We start from the raw sequence: 20,523 nt of genomic DNA, 5'->3' as shown, positions 1-20,523 counted from the left end.
CGTATCACGGGCTCCCGGGGCTGCGCGGCGGATGGCTGCCTCCCGAGACGGCGCCGCTACGGCTGGTGCCTCGGTCGGAGTGATATCGACGCACACCCGGTGGACATGTTCAGAAACGGGATGCTGCTCGGCGTGCGTTAGGACGTGCTCAGGAGCGGGTGAAGCGGGACCTGAGCTTCTGCATGCCGACCATGACCTTCTCTGTTCCACTCCCGGGTTCTGGGACCAAGCCCAACTGGACGGCTACGTCGGTCATGTTGAAGATGATCCGCAGCTTGGCGACCTTTCCGTCCCTGTACTCGTGGATGTCGACGCCGTCGAATTCGATGGGCCTGCCGGTGGCGGGGATGCCAGGTGGGTCGAGCGGGCCCCGGTGGGTTGCGCCGGCCTTCCACCAGTAGGCGGCTCGCGGGCCATCGGTTGCCACGTGTGGGCCGGCGACCAACTCGAAGGTCAGATCGGGAAACGCGCGCCAGCTGTGCTCGAGGAATTCGCGCACGTCGGCTTTGCCGTGCATGGTCCGGGGCCAGGCGGAGTCGTCGTAGACGATGTCGTCGGTGAGCAGTGCGAGGACCTGCTCAGGGTCGTGGGAGTTCCAGGCGGTTCCCCAGCGCACGGCGAACTCGTCGACCCACGCCGTTGAGACTATTGGGACTGATGATCTACTCATAATGTTCTCCTTTGACAATCAACAGGAGGCTCGAGGAAGTCCCGCGGGTGACGGCGTCGATCATGCCGACACGGCGATACTCGATATGACCGAGTGGGCAGTCCGCGCTCATGCCGGTGCGCGTCGGAACTCCCGGCTTCGCCTTCAGGTCGGCCGACCACCAGAGAAACGGCTGCATCGGGCGACTGGTCAGTTCCATCAATGATTCACCCTTCCAGTGCACCCTGTCACTGGTGGTTCGCATTCCTAATGTCGCTATGCAGGCTTCACCCGAGGTCGTCCGCAGGCCGACACATGTGGACACCGTCGACCGTTGTCGGCTGGTCGAAGTCAGCGATGCACGGTAGAAGTCCCCCATCCGGTTTCACCACCCGCCTAAAGTGGGGGTGAGCGGCGTGGCCGCACAGTCAGATACGCGTGAACAGCGGCATTTCCGTGGCTATTTCCACCGAATCGAAAGGCGCTGCATGACAAAGGATTTGACACAACTCGAGCTACTGACGGCGCTGGAACCGGTAGTAGCGGTCAACATAGACCGGCACACGGCCACGGTCAAGGACTGGTGTCCGCACGACTACGTTCCCTGGGACGAGGGCCGCAACTTCGCCGCGATGGGCGGTGAAGATTGGGAGCCTGGGCAGTCACGGCTCTCCGAGGTCGCCAAAGTCGCGATGATCACGAATCTGCTGACCGAGGACAACTTGCCTTCCTACCACCGCGTGATCGCCGAGAACTTCTCTCGCGACGGTGCGTGGGGAACCTGGGTCGGCCGCTGGACCGCCGAGGAAAACCGCCACGCTATCGCCATGCGCGACTACCTCGTCTGCACTCGCGCTGTGGATCCCGTCGCCTTGGAGAACGACCGTATGGTGCATCTGACCCGCGGTGTACACGCACCGGATGGCTTCGGTGGGGTGCTCAATCAGGTCGTGTATGTGACATTCCAGGAGTTGGCTACCCGGGTCAGCCATCGCAGCACAGCACGAGTCTGCGACGATCCGATCGCCGGACAGATGCTGCAGCGCATCGCGGCCGACGAGAATCTCCATATGATGTTCTATCGCAACGTCACCGGCGCCGCATTCGACATCGCTCCTGACCAGACGATGGAGTCTGTGACCACGATCGTGAAGACGTTCGCCATGCCGGGCACCGGCATGCCGAACTGGCGCCGCAATGGCGTGTTGATGGTCAAGCACGGGATCTACGACCTGCGCCAGCACCTGGACGAGGTCGTGTTGCCGGTCTTGCGAATCTGGAATGTCTTCCAGCGCACCGACCTCACCGCACGCGGCGAGCGCAGCCGCGAAGAACTCGCCGAGTACCTCGAGAAACTCACTCGCGACGTCATCCGGTTCGAAGAACAACGCGCGCGCATCCTCGCCCGCGATGCGGCAAGGGCCGAATAGGGCACTTGGATGTCACAGTGGCGCGAACACCCGCGCGACTGTGACATCCTGCGTCGATGGGGGCACCGAGGCTGCCGAGGTCGGGTATTTCTTGCGGGCCGGTGGGGCCAGAGCTGCTGTGACAGTTCGATGTCCGGCGTTGTGCTTGCGCTGGATCCCGTGCCGCGTCGGCCGGGAGCGACCAGTCGGCGCAGGTAGTCCGGTCGGCGCGAGCGGCTGGGCAGGCGTTCCGTGCTACCGCCCGTCACCCGAAGTAGGCCGCGTAGTCGCTGAAAGGCACCTGGCCGGTGGGGCTCGCTTTGATGGCGTCGGCGATCGGCGGGGGTATGGGAGCCCAGTAAGCGGGCATCTCGGCCGCCAGGGCCGGGTTCAAGATGTAGATCAGGGCGAAGTTCACGATCCACAGCGGTGGGGCCATCGACATGCCGACCTCGGAGCTCACGCCCGCCTTGGTGTTGGTCACCAGCTGGGCGGAACCCGAAATCTGTTGTGCTGCAAAGCCATAGGCGGCTTGCACTGTGTAGGCCGACCGGTAGAGCGCGATCAGGGTTCGAACCGCGCCGTTGTCCCGCAACCAGTTGCCGACATAACCGCCCGGCGCGATCAAGGTGTTCACCTGCCTGGTCGGCGCATCCGCGTTGGCCGGGCTCTGCAGTAGCCCACCGGGGTTCACGTACAGTCCGTAGCTGGCCAGCACCGAGGGCGTACTCTGCCCGTCGACCTCGGAATAGAGGGGGCGGCCGACCGTATTGGTGAGGATCTGGACGCAGGCGACGATCACCTCCGCCGCCTCACGGCTGCCACCGACGCCGCCACCGGTACTGAGATCGCGATACTGCTGCTCGGTCAGCGCGTCAGCTCGGTTGAGACCCACCTGACCGGCGATCGTGTCGGCCAGCGCCTGACCGAGCGGCTGGTTGAGCTGATCCGGACTCGTCATCTGCGTCGGTGCCAGGTATTCGTAGGCGGGCGCACCGGCGAAGGGGATCGTGAACCCGGTGTCCGCGGTGTTAGCCATGGGTTGCCCAGACGTCGTCTGGGTGGCTGTCAAGGACAGCAGGCACGCACCGATCAATGCCAGTACCGAGATGGCCCCGTGGCGGGCTGATCCGCGCCGATGCCCCGGGCTCGCTAACCACGTGCTGCGCATTGTCGACCTCTCAGAGCACTGTCGGACGAGGTAACATCAGCTTCCACGTCAGTCAAAGCCGTGACCAGCGCCGTGTCAAGGTCCCGCGCCGATCGCGAAAGACATGCGCACATTCCCTGATCGGACCGACTCACCGCACCGCACCGACGTGCCATTGCTGAGAAATTGCCGTAGCGACTTCGGCCCGAAGTATCACAGCAGCGTCCGCATCGAACTCAGTACGCTGCCATTCCACCCGAACGAATCGGCGAGGACATCAGCCGTGCTGATCAGCGCGTGCCGGTGGGTCTGGCTGATACGGGTCGGTACAACCGCTTGTTGCACTGATCGAGCAACGTAGCGATGGTCGAATTGGTGAGCGTGCGCGCCGCCGGCGAGCGGAGCAAGCGGCTCAGTCGCCGGTGGAAATCCTCGGCGGTGAGACCGAAACGCACGAAGGCCTCTGCGTCGTTGCCTCCGTAGGGTGCCCACTGACTTGCGAACTCCAAGATTTCGATCTCGACAGGGCTCACGATCGTCCTTCTGTTTCAGGCACGGCCGCGCTCGCTCGCGCGCAGCGATGCCGCATCGGCGAGTCGCTGCCCGCCATCGATGAGGAAGGTCTCGCCGGTCACCCAGCCGGCCGTGCCGGAAGCGAGGAAGGCGATGGCGGCACCGATGTCCTCGGCCTGTTCCGTTCGCACGAGTCCGGGCGCGACGGCGTTGACCCGCACGTTCGGCGACAGCTCGAACGCCAATTGTCTGGTGAGGTGGATCAGTGCAGCCTTGGACGCGTTGTACAGGCCGAGATCGGCGTCGAATCCCGGCCCGCCGATCGACGCGGTATTGATCACCACGCCGCCGTGTTCACCCATCCACGCCCGCGTCACCAGTGACGTCCACAGGATCGGCGCCCACACGTTCACCCCGAAAGTCTTGGTGAATCGCATGTAGTCCTGGTCGATGACCGGCCCGTGGGACGGGTTGGTGTCTGCATTGTTGACCAGGATGTCGACGCTGCCGAAACGGTCGATCGCCGCGTCCACGCAGCGCTGAGCGGCGATCTCGTCGATGGCGCGCGCGGCCATCCCGAGCGCGTTGCCAGGTAGTTCGGCCGCGGCGGCATCGGCGGATTTCTGTTGCCGCGAGGTGAGGACGACGTTGCCGCCCGCCGCCGAGATGGCTTGCGCCGCAGCGTAACCGATCCCCCGGGCGCCTCCGGTGATGACGGCCGTGCGGCCGGTCAGATCGAGCCGGCGCATGTCACTACACCGCCACCTTGTGCCGAGCGGAACGAGTTTTCGAAACTGTACGGATGTCGAGTAGGAACATCGGAACTCCAGAGGTGGACTGCGTGGTCGGGTGAGCGATCCCGCTCGTTCGGCGAAGCGTGCGGTGCTAGCGCAGCGGAGCACCCACTGCACGCGTCGACGGATCTCGTTCTTGCTGTGGCTAGCGCGAGCGACCCAGGCTTGCCAGTACCGCGAGCGCCGATCGCTCACCGGATGCGGCCGCGTCGGCGAGCGACGGCACGTCGAGCTGGTAGTCGCCCGCGAGGTAGATGTTGCCGAGCGGGTCACGCAATGTCGGGAGTGTCTTGCGCCGACCGGGTGCCCAGAAGGGTACGACCCGGCGGTGCCGACGCAAGATGCCCTCCCCCAGCTTCCCTTCCAACTCGGGCAGCACGCTGAGAAGGTCGTTGGTGAAGCGCGACACGATCTCCTCGTCGGGCAGGTCGAGCAGCGCGTCGGCCTTGCCGCCACCGGCGAAACAGGCCAGGGCGCCGCCCGGCTTGCGGTCACTGCCGGTGCGCAGTGCCGCGGCATGGTTGAACACCGCCTGGAACGACAGCTGCGGCGCGGAGATGCCGAAGTACTTGTCCCACCGCTGCGGCCCGACTTCGTCGGTGAAGAAGCCGACCACCACATAGCGGCCGTAGGTGATGTCGTTGAACGCGTTCCGGTACTGCTGCGGGAGGTCGGGGATGATCCGCTCGGTGATATCGGCCGGCGCGGTGACGATCGCTCGCGCGGCCCGCAACCGCTTGGGGCGGTCGCCGTCGAGATAGTCGACGACCACGCCGTCACCGTCGCGGCGCACCGATTGCACCACCGAGTTCAGGCGGATGCGGGCGCCGAGATCCTCGGTCAGCACGTCGGTCAGTGTCTGGTTGCCGCCCGCGGGGAGCGAGAAGTTCGGAACCTTCTCCGGGTCGGTCAGCGCGATGCCGACCGAGTAGACGAACTGGGCGGCGGCCGTCTCGTCCAGGTCACATCCCATCCACTGCGCCGACCACGACCGAACGATGGTGGCGGCCAGTTCCGAGCGGACGCCGTTCAGCAGATACGACGCGAGCTTGGCCTCGAGCCGGGCACGCACCCGCTGGGCGAAACGGCTCTGCGACTCGAGAAACGGTGCGGCCGCGAGAATGCGCGCACCGACGATGGCCAGGCCGAGCCGATCCATCATGCTCATCCGCGTGCGGAACATGAGCGCGAAGGGATTCGAGGTGTCGACCGTCGAACCGTTCAGGTGCAGCGCGACGCTCTTGCCCGCGAGCGAGCCCATCTCGATGCCGTGCCGGTCGAGCGCCTCGATCAGCGTGCCGGTGCCCTCGGTGAACTGGGTGCCGACATTGATCCAGTAGTCGCCCTGCCGGACGGTGTCGACGCGTCCGCCCGTGCGATCAGTGGACTCGAGCACCACCACCTCAGCCTCGGGTGCGAGGGTTGTCGCCGCCGTCAACCCCGCCATTCCGGCGCCCACGACGACTACCTCGGTGGTTTCTTCCTGCACATCTTGCGTTGCCATTTCAGCTCCTGGCTCTGGATCGTTTGAAAGGAAGACCTGCGATTACGCCGCGACCGAGGCGTCACCGGCCACCGCCTGGGCGTCGACGCGCTTGTTGTAGTCGTCGAACGCCCGGTAGGCGCGGTAGAACACGAACATCTGCAGGCCCCACGTGGACAGCGCGAGGATGTAGAAGATCGTGTGCTCAGCGTCGTCGCCCGGGATGCGGACGAAGTCGTAGATCGCGGCGATGACGAAGGAGCAGGCGGCGGAGATGGCGGCCCACACCGCGTGCCCGCGCTCGTCGATCTCCCACAGCCGCTTGACGAAGTAGAGCAGGAAGATCGTGGTGAGTACGGTGACCACGACGAAGAAGATCTTGGCGGGGGTACCGAACGTCTCGGTGTACCCGACGAGAGCGAAACCCACCACCGCAGCGAGAGCGAAAGCACCGACGTCCACCGCCACGGACGGCTTGTACCGGTGGGTGACCGCCATCAGCCCGAGAACCAGGATCAGCGTGATACCCACGGACCGGGAAAAGGCATCCAGGAACGACGCGGCGAAGTACATCGGGCTGTCGTGGCCGGCCTTCAGGAGTCCGTAGATCAGGAAGTTCGTACCCGATGTCGCGACAATGATCCACTCGATGCCGAGCAGGTAGTTCTTGTAGTTCCGGATGAACTTGATCCCGTAGGTGAATCCCACGACGATCATCCAGATGTCCGCGACCGCGAAAAGCAGTTCCTTGATGGACATGATCTTCTCCTTGAAAGGGTGACACCCGCCGGCCGGCGGCGATGGGTCGTTTCGTCAGCGCTGCCGAGAGGGGCGCGCGGGTAGCCCCGACATGGGTCGGGATGTGATGCCAGTCATAACGCTACCGCGAGTCAGTCATATGATCAAGGCAAATGACCCACTAATTCCGAAACGACCCGATCAGCCGATCAGCCCGCGAGGTGACCGGGCAGGGTCCGGGTGATGATCTGCCGCGCTTCGGCGAGGATCGTGTCGACCACGTCCGCGCAGCTGCCGACGTCATGGATCAGGCCCTGGGCCTGGCTGGCCCACCACAGGCCACCGTCGACATCACCGTTGCCGTACACCTGCTCGCGGGCGCGGGCACCGCTGGCCAGGTGGGCGATGTCGTCGAAGGTCGCACCGGGCTCGCGGGAGACCGCGGCGATCTCCTCGGAGACCGCGTTGCGAGCGACGCGGGCGGAGTTGTGGAACTCGCGGAACACGATGACGGTGTCGCGTTCGGTGTTGTCCACGATCTGCTGTTTGACGTTGTCGTGGATGGGCGCCTCAGTGGTCGCCATGAACCGCGTGCCCATGTTCACCGCGCACGCGCCGAGCGCGAGGGCGGCGACAAGGCCCGCGCCGGTGGCGATTCCGCCGCTGGCGATGATCGGAATGGACAGCGCCCTGGCGGCGGCGGGGATCAGCACTAGGCCGGGGACGTCGTCCTCACCGGGGTGCCCGGCACATTCGAATCCGTCGATGCTGATCGCGTCGACACCGAGCTGCTGAGCCTTGAGGGCACGGCGGACCGTGACCGCCTTGTGGATGACCTTCACGCCTGCGGCTTTGAAGGTGGGCAGGTGCGGCTGCGGGTTGCCGCCCGCGGTTTCGACGATGGTGATGCCGCTTTCGACGATGGCGTCACGATATTCGTCGTAGGGCACCGGCTTGATGGTCGGCAGGATGGTCAGGTTGACACCGAACGGCTTGTCGGTGAGATCGCGGCAGCGGGCGATTTCCTTGACCAGCGCCTCGGGGGTCGGCTGGGTGAGGGCGGCGAGGAATCCGAGAGCGCCCGCGTTGGCCACGGCGCTGATCAGATCCGCGGTGCCGACGGCGGTCATGCCGCCACAGACGATGGGGTGCTCGATACCGAACGTCTCGGTGAAGGTGTTGGTGAACATGTGCATCCTGGCCCAATCTAGTCATTTGTCTCAGTCATACGACTATGATGTTGGGTCAGGGATAACTGTTTGTCAATGACCCCGGTCAGCGACCGGGATACGTGCTCCTCGCGTCGCGCCGGCCGTCGGCGGCGGGTGCCGTTTCGTCGACGGCCGGCGTGAACCGGCGTGGTGACTATTTTCCGACCGAGGCCACGCGGTCGACGGCGCGGTCGGCGAGCCAGCCCAGATACAGCGCGGGATTGCTGACGAAGCTGGGCCAGAACCGCTTTCGGCCGTGCCAGATCGCCGCCAGGTCCTCGTGCATCGGGGCACCGGTGACGTGGTCGGCCAGCATGTGGCCCACGTACTGCGCCTGAGCGAAGCCGTGACCGTTGCAGGCCGCCGAGTAAAGCACGTTGTCGGAGGCCTCGCCCGCGACGGGAAGCCATGTGGAGCTCATGCCGATCCAGCCGCCCCACGCTTTCACCGGCTTGATGTCGCGCAGGCCGGGGAAGCGGTCGTGGAAGCCGCGGACGAGGTCGTCGGCGACGTGCGGCGCGGGGGTGCGATCCGGCAGTGGGTTGCGGCCCGCCTGCACACGGCGCGTGCCGAACGCGATGGTCCCGCGCGGGGTGACGCGGTAACTCTCCAGGATCATGTGCAGTGTGACCATGGGGGCCCGGCTGGTCCAGCCGATCTCGTCGAGCCGCTCGGGTGGGATGGGCTCGGTCTCGACCAGCGAGGTCCACACCGGGATGGCGAGGTGCTTGGGCGCAATGGGCAGGCTGTTGCTCGCGGCATTGGTGGTCAGCAGTGCCTTGCGGGCCCTGACCTTTCCGTGCGGGGTTTCGACGGTGACCCCGTTGCCGACGTCGGCGATGTCGCGTGCGGGAGTGGACTCGTAGACCCGCACCCCCGCAGCGATCGTCGCGGCGCGCAGGCCGAGGGCGAACTTGCCCGGATTGACCGTGCCGCCGACGCCCTCGCGGATGCCACCGAGGAAGCCCTCCGGCAGACCCGCCTCGGGGCCCTCGACGAATTCGCCCGACGATCCGGCCTCGGCCAGGACTTTCGCGTTGCGGCGCGCGTGCCGCAACTGCCCCTTCGACACGGCGGCCATCACGATGCCCTCCTGCCGATGGTCACAGTCGATCGCGTGATGCTTGATCGCATCCTCGGCGAAATGCACCGCGTTCTCGGCGTAGCGGTACAGCTCGCGCAACCGCTCGCGCTTCAGCAGAAAACCCAGCATCTCCGGATCGGCGGCGACCGAGTTCGTGATGTATCCGGCATTGCGGGAGGTGGCGCCCCCACCGAGAGTCTTCGCCTCGAGCAGCACCACGTCGACGCCCTTCTCGGCCAGGCGAAGGGCGGCCGACATGCCGCCGCCACCGCCGCCGATCACCACGACATCGCAGTCGATGTCACCGGTCAGCGACGGTTCGACCGTGGTGGGTTGTCCTGCCCAACCGGTGTCATGGATCAATTCCATGGCGTCTACTCCGTTCCGCCAGCGGGGATGACCGCGGTGCCGCGTGCACGCACCGCGAGGAGAGGTGTCTCCAGGACCTGCGCCCGGCCGGTGTCGTCGGAGCCACGACAGATCACACGGAGCTCGAAATCGACTGTGCGGCTGCGGTTTCCCTTCTTCACCAGGGTCGCCTCGGCCTCGACGACATCGCCGCCCCGGACCGGGGCGAGGAATTCCACCGACGAGTAGCCGGCGAACAGGCTCTCGTGCCCGTCCATTTCGATCGCCAGATTGGTGCCGACGTCGCCGAAGAGCTTCAGGGCGTAGGCACCGTCGACGAGATTACCGGCGTAGTGGGCGTCGGAGAAGGCGACGTACCGCCGGTGGACTGCCTTGCTCATGCGATCTCCTCGTGAATCGGGCCGAGTGCGCGCGACTGCGCTTCGCCGTCGATCGCGACGCCGGGGTAGTCCCGCTTGGCGATCTCGGTGCACATGCGGCGGTACTTGCCGACACCGCCCAGGTAACCCATGAAGGTGTTGGGCTTGCCTTCGATGTTGGAGCCCCGGTACCACGAGTCGGTGGTGGCGTACAGCGTCTGGGCCACGGTCCACTCGGTGATGTCGACCCACTCCTGCTGGGCCTCGGGGGTGGCCTCGATCAGCGTGGCGCCGGAGTCGCGGGCGTGCTCGATGAGGTCGGCGATCCAGTCGACGGCCTGCTCGATCGTCACCACCACATTGCTGGCCAGCGCGGGACTCAGCGGTCCGCCGACCATGAAGAAGTTGGGGAAGTCGGCAGCCATGAACCCGAGGTAGGAGCAGATACCGTCACTCCAGGCCTCCTGCAGCTTCGCGCCGGACGCGCCGGTGAGATTGAGCCCGTACAGCGGGCCGGTGAAGGCGTCGAACCCGATCGCGAGCACCACCGCGTCCACCTCGTAGGTGCCCTTCGGGGTGACGATCGCGTTCTCGGTCATCGTCTCGATCGGCTCGTCCCGCAGCGACACCAACGACACGTTCGGCCGGTTGTAGGTCTCGTAGTAGTCGGTGCCGAACACGCTGCGCTTGGCACCCAGCGGGTGGTACTTGGGCACCAGCAGTTCCGCGGTGGCCGGATCCTCGACGATCTCGCGGATCTTGTCGTGGATGAACTCCGACGCGGTCCGGTTCGCCTCGACATCGAAGAGCAGGTCGACGAACTCGCCACCGACGCCCTGGAAGCCGCTGCGCTCGTAGGCCTCCTCGTAGCGCCGTGTGCGTTCCTCGTCCGAGACGTCGAAGGCCCGGTCGGTGACGGGGCGATCGGGGATGCCACCGGGCGAGTGCCTGCATTCCTCGCGGATCGCCACATAGTCGTCCTTCACGGCGGCGACCTGCTCCGGGGAGAGTTCGGCGTTGCGCGCGGGCATCACGTAGTTCGGGGTGCGCTGGAATACTGTGAGGTGATCGGCGACCTCGGCGATCAGCGGAATGGCCTGCACACCGGAGGATCCGGTGCCGATCACGGCGACGCGCTTGCCCGCGAGATCGTCGAGAGAGATGTTCCACCGGCTCGTCGACACCTTCAGGCCTGCGAAGTTCGACAGGCCGGGCACGTCGAAGTCCTTCGGGGTGGACAGGCCGCCCGCACCCGAGATCAGGTAGCGGCCGCGCCGGATCTCCCCGTTGTCGAGCTGCACCTCCCACAGGCGGTCGGCCGCGTTCCAGGTCGAGCTGACCACGCGAGTGTTGAAGGTGAAGTGCTTGCGCAGGTCGAAGCGGTCGGCGACGTGTTCGATGTAGCTGAGGATCTCGGCCTGCGGGGCGAACCGCTGGCTCCACGTCCACTCCTGCTGGAGCGTCTCGTCGAACGCGTACGAGTAGTAGATGCTCTCGACGTCACATCGGGCGCCCGGATAGGTGTTCCAGAACCAGGTACCGCCGACACTCGGCCCGGCCTCGAAACCCGCGAAGGTCCAGCCGGCCGTCGTCAGCCGGTGCGAGAGGTAGACGCCGGTGAAGCCGGCACCGACACCGATGACGTCGACGATCTCAGGGGTGGGGGTGGAGTTCATGGCAAAGCCGCTTTCCATTGTATGGTCGACCGACTGGATCAACTGACCTAGTTGAAGTACACCAGTGGTACCGGTCACAGTCAAGGGGTGAGACGGAAGTAGTTCCGCGATCGCTACATCGGCAGGTCGGGCGAATCGACGCCGACCACTCGGTCGCCGCAGAACACCCGGACGGACTCACCGGGGGCGTGGCCGCCGATTCCCGAAGTGCCCCAGAAGCTTTGGGCCGAGCCGTCGGCCAGATCGGCGACCTTCGCGCCGTTCACGCGCACCTCGCCCGACAGCACCCGCGAGCCGACCTCGATGGCGCGGTCCAGGTCGCCGCCGAACACATAGGCGTCCAGACCCGAGGGGTTGGCGTTGGCCACGCGCAGGGCGTCTTCGTCGGACTCCACGGCGTGCAGGCTGATGAGCGGACCGAACAGCTCGGCGGTCGCCAGCGACGCGTCGACGCCCGTAGCGACGGTGGGCGACAGGAAGAACCCGTCGAGACCGGGCAGTGTCGCGGGCTGATGGATGGTCGCACCGTTGGCCCGCAGCCCTTCGATGCGGCTCTGGAGCGTCGCGAAGTGCGGGGCATTGGAGATGGGGCCGAGCTCGGTGCTCTCGTCGAGCGAGTTCCCGATCTCGATGCGGGCGATGCGATCGAGCAGCGCCTCGAGCAGCGGTTCGACCAGGCTCTTGTGCGCCAGCACCTTGCCTGGGCCCTCGCACCACTGACCGTTGAGCTTGGTCATCCCGTCGAGGATGCCGGCGGCGGCCACGTCGATGTCGGCGTCGTCCAGCACCAGGGCCGGGTTGTTGCCACCGAGTTCGAGCTGGAGCACCTTGAAGTCCTCCGCGGCGGCGCGGGCGATCGCACGGCCCGCGTTCGGGCCACCGGTGAAGGAGACGATCTTCACGCGCGGGTCGCCGGTGAGGGCCGCGCCCACGTCGCCCGCACCGTGGAGCAGCTGCAACGCACCGGCGGCCAGGCCCGCCTTGACGAAACTCTCGACGATGATCTGCGCGCTGCTCGGCGCGTGCTCCGACGGCTTGAGGATGACCGGGCAGCCGGCGGCCAGCGCGCTCACCATCTTCGCGGCGGGAATGAAGCTGGGGCCGTTCCACGGGGTGAGGATGGCGGCAGGACCCCACGGGACCTTGTACAGCCGCACGTCGCGACCGTCGGCCGCCAGCGCCGTGCGACGCGGGATAGTGCGCAACTCCGCGGCCGCGGAGCGGATCCGGTACGGCAGGAACTGTGCGACCATGCGGGACTTGGCGATCGGGACGCCGCTGGTGAGGGCGTCGGTGCGGGCGATGTCCTCGATCCGGGACTCGACGATGTCGGCCGCGCGCTCGATGACGGCGGCGCGTTCTTCGCTCGCCGCGTCGTCCCAGCGTTCGAAACCGTAGGACTGCTCGGCGTGGCGCAGGGCGCGTTCCACGTCGGCAGGGGTGGTGGTGACGGCGCGGTGCACGGGCAGGCCGGTGTTGGGGTCGAGATTCCAGGCGTCCGGGATCGTCTCGCACGCGGACCAGTCGTCGGCGATGTAGTTGATCGGTTGGGGCAGTTGGGGATTCGACATCGAGGGCTCCTTCGGGGCTCGAACGGGGACGTGGCTCAGACGGTGAGGTCGGCGACGATGCGGGTGACCTCGCCGGACTTCATCGCCTCGAAGCCCTTGTCGATGTCGTGGAACGGGATGACGTCGCTGACCATCTCGTCGAGGAGCAGGCGGCCCTGCAGGTACAGCCGGGCGAACTGGGCGATGTCCTCCTGCGCCTGGCCCGAACCCATGTAGGAACCGATGAGGCGCTTCTCACTGAAGAAGAAGTTCCAGGCAGGCAGCGTCAGATCGGTTCCGTCGGGGGCGATACCGACCATGCACGCGGTGCCCGTGGCGCGCAGGACCGCCAGCGCGGTGGCCGCGGTCCGCGCGCTGCCGACGGCCTCGAACGAGTAGTCCACGCCGTCGCCGAGCAGGTTCTGGATCTCGGCGGGCACGTCGGCGGCGCCGTTCACGACGTGGGTGGCGCCGTAGGTGCGGGCCGCCGCGAGCCGGGCGTCGTCGAGATCCACGGCGACGATCGCCGAGGCACCCGCCAGGCGCGCGCCCTGGATGATGGCCGAACCCACACCGCCGCAACCGATGACGGCGACGGTGGCACCGGGGCGTACCTGTGCGGCGCGGAACACGGCGCCGATGCCGGTGATGACACAGCACGAGAGCAGGCAGCCCACGTGCAGCCCGACCTCGTCGGACACCTTCACCAGTGCGTTCTCCCGCATCAGGGTGTGGCGGGAGAACGCACCGACATCGCCGAGCCGGTGGACGGCCTGACCGCTGGGCAGCTGGAAGGCGGGCCGGGGCCGCTGCCGGATCTGCGTGATGCGCTGACACTGGGTCGAATGCCCGACCTGGCAGTTGCGGCACAGTCCGCACGAGGGCGTGAGCGCGCCGACGACCCGGTCGCCGGGACGCAGCGAGGTCACCGCGGAGCCGACCGATTCGACCACGCCCGCCACCTCGTGCCCGACCACCACGGGCAGGTCCGCGCCGACGGTTCCGGTCATGTAGTGCAGGTCGCTGTGGCACAGACCGACATGGGAGACGGCCAGGCGTACCTCGTTGGGCTCCGGGTCGTCGACCTGGATCTCGGTGAATTCGAGCGGTTCGTTCACCGCGGTGAGAACTGCTGCTTCGGTGGTGATCATCATCGTCTCCGATCTCAATTACTCTGTGCGGGCGCCGACGGCGCAGCGTTCTTCGATGCCCAGAAGCCGGCGATCCCCTCGGTGAAGGTGCCGGACTCCCAGGACTGGCGGGCGGCGTCGTCCTCGCGGAGGAAGGCGGCCTCGATCTCTTCGGGGCGCGGCCGCAGCAGACCCAGGTGCAGCGCGGTGGTCCGGGGATCGGAGTTCCACTGCCTGACCACCTCGACCGCGCGGTCCACCAGCGCCTCCGTGGCCACGATCTCGTCGAGCAGCCCGATCCGCAGTGCCTCATCCGCGCCGATCCGCTGGGAGCCCAGGATGATTCGCATCGCGTGGTTGCGGACCAGACGACCCATCAGGAGGCTCGAGGCGTTCGAGATGATGATCCCGCGGTGGTTTTCCGGCTGGTAGTACTCGGCGGCGGGGGTGCCGATGCGCGAGTCGCAGCACAGGGTGATCTCCGAGGCACCGCCGACCGCGATCCCGTTCACGGCCGCGATCACCGGGACGCTCGTCTCGAGGATGGCGCGGGTGATGTCGTGGAACGTCGCGAAGGCCTGGTGAATCTCGTCGTAGGTGGTCGGCACCACCTGCAGGTCCTCGCCCGCGGAGAAGGCCCGCCCCGTGCCCGTGAGCACGATCCCACGGACGAGGTCACCCGTCCCGAACCGCCGGATCGTCTGCGCGAGCTGCACCCGTGTGGCCACGTCCAGCACGTTCAGCTTTGACGGGCGGTTCAGCGTGAGAACCGCGACATCGTCGGCGATGTGCACGTCCAGGTAGTTGTCGGTCACGTCTAGCTCCTCAGTTACCGTTGCCGTCGGTGCGCGGCGGCTGCAAGTCGTAGGTGGTGCCGGGATGCTCGGCAGCGCGAGCCTTCAGCGCCGGCTTCGACACACGCTCGGACGGGGTGCGCGGGAAATCGGCGACGAATTCCACGTAGCGCGGAACCTTGAAGCGCGCCAGCTGGTTTCGCGCGGCCTCGACGATCTGCTCCGCGGTCGCGCGGTTCTCCTCGATGCCGGGGGCCATCTGCACGAAGGCCTTGACCTCCTCGCCGAACAGCTCGTCCGGGACGCCGACCACCGCCGTCGCGACGACGGTGTCGTCCCGTTCCAGGACGCGTTCGACCTCGGCGCTGGCGATGTTCTCCCCGCCGCGGCGGACCATGTCCTTGATCCGGCCGACGAGGCGGTAGCTGCCCGCCTCACGGACGGCGACGTCGCCGGTGTGCAGCCAGCCGTCGCGCAGGACCTGCGCGGTGTCCTCGGGCCGGTTCCAGTAACCGAGCATCATCGGCTTGCCCGAGGTGATCAGTTCGCCGGATTCACCCTCGGCGACCTCGCGACCCTGCGGGTCGACGACGCGAACCTGCTTGGTGGGAACCGGCAGGCCCAGCCGTCCGCTGCCGACATCACCGGCGCTCTCAGGCAGGCTGACCAGGTCGACGCCGCTCTCGGTCATCCCGAAGATCTCCCGCCACGGCGCGCCCCACCGCTGCTCGAGCTCCGCGTGCAGCGCGACGGGGATGGCCGAGCACAGCACGATGCGCAGGTCGTTGTCGCGGTCCTGCGGGGTGGGTGGCTGTTTGAACAGCAGCGTCGGCATCGACCCGAGCACGTAGCAGAACGTGGCCCGGTGCTTGCGGACGTCGGCCAGGAAACCGGAGGCGGAGAACCGGGGAAGCACCACCAGCGGCGCGCCGATCGTCAGGCACAGCGAGGTGTTCCACTGCGGGTCCATGTAGGAGAACGGCTGCGAGGTGAGTGCCACGTCGTCGGCGCCGAGGCCGGTCGCGTTCGCGCACACCCAGCCCAGCCGGGTCCAGTAGTCGTGGGTCAGCATGCAGGCTTTGGGGAATCCGGTTGTCCCCGAGGTGTATTGGAGGTTCGCGAGGGTCGTGCCGGTGACGGCGACCGCGGGGCGGTCCGCCGGGTATCCCGCGAGCTCGCCGGGTGCGGAGGCTTCGATGATGCGGACGTCGGCCAGTTCGCTGTTCGCCGCGCGCACCTCGTCGACCAACGGGGTGTGCTCGGCGTCGGTGAACAGCACCCGGGCGCCGGAATCCTGGAGGACGAATTCCAGATCAGCCCGCTGATACGACGAGTTCACCGGAACCGTCACCGCGCCCGCCTTGAGGATCGCCAACCAGGCGATCGGCCACTGCACCACGTTGGGCAGCATGATCGCGACCCGGTCCCCTGGGCGGACTCCGTCCTCGGTGACCAGTCGCTGGGCCAGACGCGAGGTCCAGTCGTCGATCTCGGCGAAGGTCCAGGACCCGTCCACGAACCGGAGGAATTCACGGTCGGGAGAACGGACCGCCCGGTCGGCCAGGAGGCCGACGAGGGTGTCGATCGGCGGGTCGACGGCCAGGCGATCGAGCGTGATCGCGCGTTCGGGGTGGACCGATTCGACTTGGGTCATGTCGTCCTCTTCGCGGGTAGCAGGTGGTAGGTCGTCGATCGACCTGCAGTCGCCGGGCTGCGGCCGGCGCGGTGCGCACGCCGTCATGGGTGGTTGTCGATGGGCCCGGATCGCCACGCCGCAGAGCAGGAGTGCAACCACCAGGGGGTGGGAATGTGAGGCCTGCCATAACGGTAGCGGTAGTGGGTCAATTGATCAAGCCACATGACTAACTATTTTGGAAACACCCTGCCTGGTAGTCCCCCCATGTGCAGTTCAGGCTGGTAATGTCGATATTGACTTGATCAATCGTTCAGATCTGATTCGAAGGAGTACCGCATGGCTCGCATTCCCGCCGCCGAACGTCGCGCCGAGCTGGTTGCGGCGGCCGTGCGCGTGATCGCCGCCCACGGGGTGGACGGAGCCACCACGCGCCGCATCGCGGAAGAGGCGAACGCTCCCCTGGCCACGCTGCACTATTGCTTCGCCACCAAAGAGGTGCTGTTCGCGGCGGTCTTCGAATACCTCGCCGGCGAGTATCGAGATGTGCTGAACCGCAGCGACGCCCACAGCGACGCGCAGAACACCGCACGGGGGTTGTTGCGCGGCGTGCTGGAGTGGTACCTGGAGAATCCGGACTTCGGCGCGACCATCCTCGAGCTGATCAGCTGGGGTCAGCGTGAGGGCGAGCAGGCCGAGGTCGTGTACAACGAGGCCTTCTCGACCATGCGCACGATCCTCGAGGGCACCACAACCGCCGCGGGCCGCCCGGTCGGCCCGGACACGATCGACCAGCTGATCTACGTGGTGTCCGCGCTGTCCGACGGCTTCGCGCTCAACTGGCTGGTGTTCACCGACGCCGCCGCGGCGCGGGCACAGATGGAACTCACCGTCGGCGTGCTCGACGCGTGGATGGCGGCCAACCTCGGCGATGCCGCCGCACCCGCGGTCCGGCCTGCGGAGATCGCGCCCGAGCCGGACATGCGGTCGCTGGTGTCCTGGGTGCGCGTGGATTGACCGCGCCGACACCACAGCACTGTGGCCGCCACCCGAAAGGGTGGCGGCCACAGTCGTTTTTGCTCCGCTCAGCGCCGCTCGGCGCTCGCTTCGACGAGCCAGCGCACCGCACCGTCATCGGTGACCATCCACTCGGGATGCCACTGCACCCCGAGCACGGCGGCCCCGGAGAGCTCGACGGCCTCGACGACGCCGTCATCGGTGCGACCGGTGACCACCAGCCCGTCGCCGCAGACATCGATCGCCTGGTGGTGCCACGAGTTGGTCACCAGCCGATCGCCGAACACCTTCTGGGCGGTCGTCCCCGCATCGAAGGTGACGACGTGCTCGGGGTCGCCGTCCGACAGCGGACCCGCTGACATGAGGTGCCGTATCGGCCCGACCGGCAGGTCGGGAATCAGCGTGCCGCCGAGGGTCACATTGAGCACCTGCATGCCGCGGCAGACGCCGAGCAGCGGGATCTGCCGCTCCAAGGCGACCCGGGTCAACGCGATCTCGAACTCGTCCCGACTGGGATCGTGGACCGAAGGGTCGGCGAGCGGATCGATCCCGCTGACCACCGACTCGTCCCCACCCCAGCAGCTCGGATGCACATCCTGACCACCGGTGATCAGCACACCGGACAGCCAGTCACCCAGCGCCGCCGGATCGGCGCCGTAGGGCAGCATCACCGGCACGCCACCGGCGCGTGCGATCCGTTCCGCGAAATCGGAGATGAAGCTGTCGGTGAGGCGCTGGCCGTACCCCGGGTGTGAGCCCTTGACCAACTCCATCCTGAACCGTCGTCCGGTCAGGCCGATCAGGGGCTTCACCCGGGTCGAGCCCGCGGTCACGGGAACTCGAAGTAGCGCTTGGACTCCCACTCCGACAGCTCGGCGAACGGGTCGCCACCCGCGGTGTGGAACTGCATCCACTCCCAGCGCCGCGTGCCGACCCAGTAGTCGACGAACTCGTCACCGAGCTGCTCGCGCAGGATCAGATCGGCCTCGAGTGCGTCGGCCGCCTTGGTGATGGTCTCGGGCAGCCGCTCGAGGTCGGGCACGCACCACGCCAGATCGCTCACCGGATCCGCCGGTTCGAGCTCGCCGTCGATCCCGGCGATCACACCGGCGAGAATCGTCGCGACCGCGAGGTACAGGTTGGCGTCGGCGCCGGGAACGCGGTACTCGAGGCGGGAGTAGCTCGGGTGACCGACCACCGCACGCACCGCGGTGCTCTTGTTGGCGATGCCCCAGGTCACCGTCGTCGGCGGTCCGCTCAGGTCGACCAGGCGCCGGAAGGAGGTGATCTGCGGAAGCATGATCGAGGCCGCGCCGCGCATCGTGGCCAGGAGCCCGGCGACCGCGTGCCGCATCGTGTCCGACGGCCCGTCGGGGGCGTAGAACGCGTTGACGCCGTCACGCTGCAGGGACAGGTTGACGTGCGAGGCCTGGCCGTAGCCGGCGGTCGGCTTGGCCATGAAGGTCACGGTGTGACCGCGCTCGAAGGCCACCTCACGCATCACCTGCCGGGCGCGAGCCCAGTTGTCGCACACCGAGATCGGGTCGCCGGGAACCAGATTGAGTTCGACCTGGCCGGCCGCGTCCTCGTCGCTCCACGCCTCCCACTCGATGCCGATCTGCTCGAGACGCCGGACGACTGCCGACATGTAGTCGACCCAGTCCTTCGACTTCGCGAGGTTGTAGGCGGTGCCCGCGGATCCGCCGAGCGGGGTGAGATCGCGGTATCCCTTCGCCCTGGCCTCGTGGACGGACTCCTGGAACACGGTGGCCTCGATCTCGACCGCGATGGTGGCGGTGAAACCACGGGTGGCGAGCCGATCGACCAGCTTGCGAGCCAGGTTGCGCGGACAGGTGCCGATCGGGGTGCCGTCGGCCTGCCAGTAGTCACCGATCACGGACTGCAGGCCGGGCACCCACTGCACCAGCGTCGACATGTCGGGCCGGAACTGCAGGTCGGCGAGGTGACCACGCCAGGCGGGGTAGGCGAAGCCCATGGTCGGCGCATTGCCGAGGTCGAGGCCGAACAGCAGATCGGCCACCGCGAAACCCGACTCCGCACTCGCGGCGAACTTCTTGGGCGCGACGTTCTTGCCGTGGAAGGAGCCGTCGTGGTTGGTCGACTCGATCCGGACCGTATGCACATCGGCCGCGAGAGCCGTTGCGGTGGTGGCAATTTCAGACATCGTAACGAACCTTCCAGGATGCGGCGACCAGCACGGACAGCTGCGCGAGCGTGCCGCGCACGCCGATGAGACCGGTGGACAGGGCGGCGAGCAGATCGACCGCGCCGGTGAAGATGGCGGCCAGCAGATCCGGCGGGCCCGCGATGACGTAGTAGGTCTCCCCCTCGCCCACGACGACCTGGTCCAGGCCTTCGGGGCCCTCCGTGATGGCGATCAACATGTCGGGAATGCCGGGGGTCGACCGGGCCGCGGCCCAGAAAGACGCCGCGGCGGTCTTCCAGTCCGGCAGCGGCGGCGACAGCAGCGCGACGGCCACGGCCACGAACTCGGGCGAGCCGACGGGCTCACCGACCGGGGCGAAGAACTGGTTCAAGTCGACGGTCGCGTCGAGGTCGGGCTCGACGAACACACCACCCGACACCGCGATGGCGCCATCGGCGATGGTGATCGTCGCGGCCTGCGGGGTGTCGTGGGAACGGATCGCGATCGCTCCTTCCAGCCCGGCGGGCAGGAGGGAGCTGTCGGCACGGAGAGAATCGGTGACGGTCCGGGCGATCAGCCGGACGATCGGACTGGCGTCGTCCTCGATCCGGATGTCGACCCCGCCGACCGCGTCAGCCCCGCGTGTCGCGGGACCGATCGTCGTTTCGGTCATCATGTTGTCCTTTCGACTCGACGAGATCGTGTGCGCGGTACACCGTCGACAGCGGATCCCAAATGGAACGTGAACTTATAGTCAAATGTCTGGGTCACGTGACTATGATGGTGAGGCACAGATC

At 67.0% G+C, this 20,523-nt stretch carries 20 protein-coding genes; 2 read left to right on the top strand and 18 right to left on the bottom strand.

The features are described 5' to 3' along the window. Positions 1–148: 148 nt before the first annotated feature. Both ACFVAV_RS30465 and ACFVAV_RS30460 read right to left on the bottom strand, forming a co-directional pair. On the bottom strand, positions 149–670 hold the full coding sequence (locus ACFVAV_RS30465) for an ester cyclase (RefSeq protein ID WP_379039024.1): 522 nt from the start codon (positions 668–670) through the stop codon (positions 149–151). Next, positions 663–869: a hypothetical protein gene (locus ACFVAV_RS30460; RefSeq protein WP_379039023.1), complete on the bottom strand. Its 207-nt coding sequence runs from the start codon at positions 867–869 to the stop codon at positions 663–665. Before ACFVAV_RS30460 ends, ACFVAV_RS30465 begins: the two co-directional genes overlap by 8 nt. Before the next feature lie 268 nt (positions 870–1,137). On the opposite strand from ACFVAV_RS30460, the gene ACFVAV_RS30455 reads away from it, so the two are divergent. After that, a complete protein-coding gene (locus ACFVAV_RS30455; protein ID WP_379039070.1) occupies positions 1,138–2,079 on the top strand; it encodes an acyl-ACP desaturase in 942 nt (313 codons plus the stop codon). Between the two features lie 244 nt (positions 2,080–2,323). On the opposite strand, the gene ACFVAV_RS30450 is transcribed toward ACFVAV_RS30455, so the two are convergent. The 13 genes from ACFVAV_RS30450 to ACFVAV_RS30390 form a co-directional block, all read right to left on the bottom strand. Continuing rightward, positions 2,324–3,229 (bottom strand): hypothetical protein, encoded by a 906-nt coding sequence (locus ACFVAV_RS30450; RefSeq protein ID WP_379039022.1) that lies wholly within the window; start codon positions 3,227–3,229, stop codon positions 2,324–2,326. 269 nt (positions 3,230–3,498) lie between these two features. Beyond that, on the bottom strand, positions 3,499–3,741 hold the full coding sequence (locus tag ACFVAV_RS30445) for a hypothetical protein (protein WP_379039021.1): 243 nt from the start codon (positions 3,739–3,741) through the stop codon (positions 3,499–3,501). Positions 3,742–3,756: 15 nt separating this feature from the next. Beyond that, positions 3,757–4,470, bottom strand: a complete 714-nt coding sequence (locus ACFVAV_RS30440) for an SDR family oxidoreductase (protein ID WP_379039020.1) — start codon at positions 4,468–4,470, stop codon at positions 3,757–3,759. Between the two features lie 190 nt (positions 4,471–4,660). Next, the gene (locus tag ACFVAV_RS30435) at positions 4,661–6,019 is read right to left on the bottom strand and encodes a flavin monoamine oxidase family protein (protein WP_379039019.1); all 1,359 of its coding nucleotides are present in this window, start codon (positions 6,017–6,019) and stop codon (positions 4,661–4,663) included. A 42-nt stretch (positions 6,020–6,061) separates the two neighbouring features. After that, positions 6,062–6,757, bottom strand: a complete 696-nt coding sequence (locus tag ACFVAV_RS30430; protein WP_379039018.1) for a transporter — start codon at positions 6,755–6,757, stop codon at positions 6,062–6,064. Positions 6,758–6,945: 188 nt separating this feature from the next. Next, positions 6,946–7,926 (bottom strand): NAD(P)H-dependent flavin oxidoreductase, encoded by a 981-nt coding sequence (locus ACFVAV_RS30425; protein ID WP_379039017.1) that lies wholly within the window; start codon positions 7,924–7,926, stop codon positions 6,946–6,948. A gap of 175 nt (positions 7,927–8,101) precedes the next feature. Then, a complete protein-coding gene (locus ACFVAV_RS30420) occupies positions 8,102–9,400 on the bottom strand; it encodes an NAD(P)/FAD-dependent oxidoreductase (RefSeq protein ID WP_379039016.1) in 1,299 nt (432 codons plus the stop codon). Between the two features lie 5 nt (positions 9,401–9,405). Further along, on the bottom strand, positions 9,406–9,780 hold the full coding sequence (locus ACFVAV_RS30415; RefSeq protein ID WP_379039015.1) for a hotdog fold domain-containing protein: 375 nt from the start codon (positions 9,778–9,780) through the stop codon (positions 9,406–9,408). Next, positions 9,777–11,435, bottom strand: a complete 1,659-nt coding sequence (locus ACFVAV_RS30410; RefSeq protein WP_379039014.1) for a flavin-containing monooxygenase — start codon at positions 11,433–11,435, stop codon at positions 9,777–9,779. The genes ACFVAV_RS30415 and ACFVAV_RS30410 overlap by 4 nt, the downstream gene beginning before the upstream one ends. Before the next feature lie 113 nt (positions 11,436–11,548). Further along, positions 11,549–13,006: an aldehyde dehydrogenase family protein gene (locus ACFVAV_RS30405; RefSeq protein ID WP_379039013.1), complete on the bottom strand. Its 1,458-nt coding sequence runs from the start codon at positions 13,004–13,006 to the stop codon at positions 11,549–11,551. A 35-nt stretch (positions 13,007–13,041) separates the two neighbouring features. Continuing rightward, complete coding sequence (locus tag ACFVAV_RS30400; RefSeq protein ID WP_379039012.1) at positions 13,042–14,136, bottom strand: Zn-dependent alcohol dehydrogenase; 1,095 nt, start codon at positions 14,134–14,136, stop codon at positions 13,042–13,044. A 14-nt stretch (positions 14,137–14,150) separates the two neighbouring features. Beyond that, a complete protein-coding gene (locus tag ACFVAV_RS30395) occupies positions 14,151–14,930 on the bottom strand; it encodes an enoyl-CoA hydratase/isomerase family protein (protein ID WP_379039011.1) in 780 nt (259 codons plus the stop codon). A 10-nt stretch (positions 14,931–14,940) separates the two neighbouring features. After that, positions 14,941–16,563, bottom strand: coding sequence for a class I adenylate-forming enzyme family protein (locus ACFVAV_RS30390; protein WP_379039010.1), 1,623 nt, complete (start codon positions 16,561–16,563; stop codon positions 14,941–14,943). Positions 16,564–16,881: 318 nt separating this feature from the next. On the opposite strand from ACFVAV_RS30390, the gene ACFVAV_RS30385 reads away from it, so the two are divergent. Next, positions 16,882–17,559, top strand: a complete 678-nt coding sequence (locus tag ACFVAV_RS30385; RefSeq protein ID WP_379039009.1) for a TetR/AcrR family transcriptional regulator — start codon at positions 16,882–16,884, stop codon at positions 17,557–17,559. A gap of 68 nt (positions 17,560–17,627) precedes the next feature. Here ACFVAV_RS30385 and ACFVAV_RS30380 read toward each other — a convergent pair whose 3' ends face one another. The 3 genes from ACFVAV_RS30380 to ACFVAV_RS30370 are packed head-to-tail and all read right to left on the bottom strand — an operon-like array spanning position 17,628 to position 20,399. Continuing rightward, a complete protein-coding gene (locus ACFVAV_RS30380) occupies positions 17,628–18,332 on the bottom strand; it encodes a gamma-glutamyl-gamma-aminobutyrate hydrolase family protein (RefSeq protein ID WP_379039008.1) in 705 nt (234 codons plus the stop codon). Between the two features lie 56 nt (positions 18,333–18,388). After that, positions 18,389–19,744, bottom strand: a complete 1,356-nt coding sequence (locus tag ACFVAV_RS30375) for a glutamine synthetase family protein (RefSeq protein ID WP_379039007.1) — start codon at positions 19,742–19,744, stop codon at positions 18,389–18,391. Continuing rightward, positions 19,737–20,399, bottom strand: a complete 663-nt coding sequence (locus tag ACFVAV_RS30370; protein WP_379039006.1) for a hypothetical protein — start codon at positions 20,397–20,399, stop codon at positions 19,737–19,739. The genes ACFVAV_RS30375 and ACFVAV_RS30370 overlap by 8 nt, the downstream gene beginning before the upstream one ends. Positions 20,400–20,523: the final 124 nt, after the last annotated feature.

Origin of the sequence: Nocardia sp. NPDC057663 (genome assembly GCF_042799895.1) — a bacterium.
GTDB lineage: Bacteria > Actinomycetota > Actinomycetes > Mycobacteriales > Mycobacteriaceae > Nocardia.
Note: the sequence above shows the minus strand (reverse complement) of the source record. Positions and strands in the feature narration are given on the sequence as shown.